Source organism: Bradyrhizobium sp. PRIMUS42, assembly GCF_023006515.1.
Lineage (GTDB): Bacteria > Pseudomonadota > Alphaproteobacteria > Rhizobiales > Xanthobacteraceae > Bradyrhizobium.
The window spans coordinates 1-837 of the sequence record NZ_JALBGZ010001330.1 but is presented as its reverse complement, the minus strand read 5'-3'; the positions used below and the strand labels follow the sequence as shown (position 1 = coordinate 837).

The 837-nt window shown below is 67.3% G+C and carries 1 protein-coding gene; it reads right to left on the bottom strand.

The annotated features are described in order from the left end of the window. The coding region (ispF, locus tag MOV75_RS40095; protein ID WP_247008374.1) for a 2-C-methyl-D-erythritol 2,4-cyclodiphosphate synthase at window positions 1-837 on the bottom strand (837 nt) is incomplete at both ends.

The window sequence follows — 837 nt, the reverse complement described above, 5'->3', positions numbered from 1 at the left end:
GATGCCTTCCTCGCGGCCCGTGAAGCCGAGCCGCTCGCTGGTGGTCGCCTTCACCGCGACGCGGGAGATGTCGACGCCGGAAATCTCGGCGATGCGTGCGCGCATGGTGTCGCGCAAGGGGCCGATCTTCGGCCGCTCGCAGATCATGGTGACCTCGAGATTGGCAATGCGGCCGCCGCGCGCCGTGACGCGCTCGATGGCGTATTTCAGGAACTGGTCGGAGGAGGCGCCCTTCCACTTCGCATCGCTCGGCGGAAAGTGCGAGCCGATGTCGCCGTCGGCGAGCGCGCCGAGGATGGCGTCGACCAGCGCATGCAGGCCGACATCGCCGTCGGAGTGGGCGAGGAAACCCTTGCTGTGCGGGACCCGCACGCCGCAGAGCATGAGATGGTCACCTTCGCCGAAGGCGTGCACGTCGTAGCCGGTGCCGGTCCTGATATCGCCGAGCTGGGCAGCCAGGCGCGCTTCCTCGCGCACGAAATCCTCGGGAGTGGTGAGCTTCATGTTGGCAACATCGCCTTCAAAGGTTGCAACCGTCAATCCCGCCCATTCGGCAATCGCGGCATCGTCGGTGAAATCGCTGCGACCGTCCTTTGCGGCGCGACGATGCGCCTCGAGGATGACGTCGAAACGAAAGGATTGCGGCGTCTGCGCGATTCTGAGGCGCGCGCGGTCCGGCGTGTCCTCGACATCGCCGCCCGCGCCGGTGACCTTGATGGTGTCGGTGACGGGAATGACGGGGATCGCCGCGCCAGTGCGGCTGGCCGCCTCGATCGCGCGCGAGATCACGCCGTCCGAGACGAAGGGCCGCGCCGCATCGTGGATCAGGACGATGTC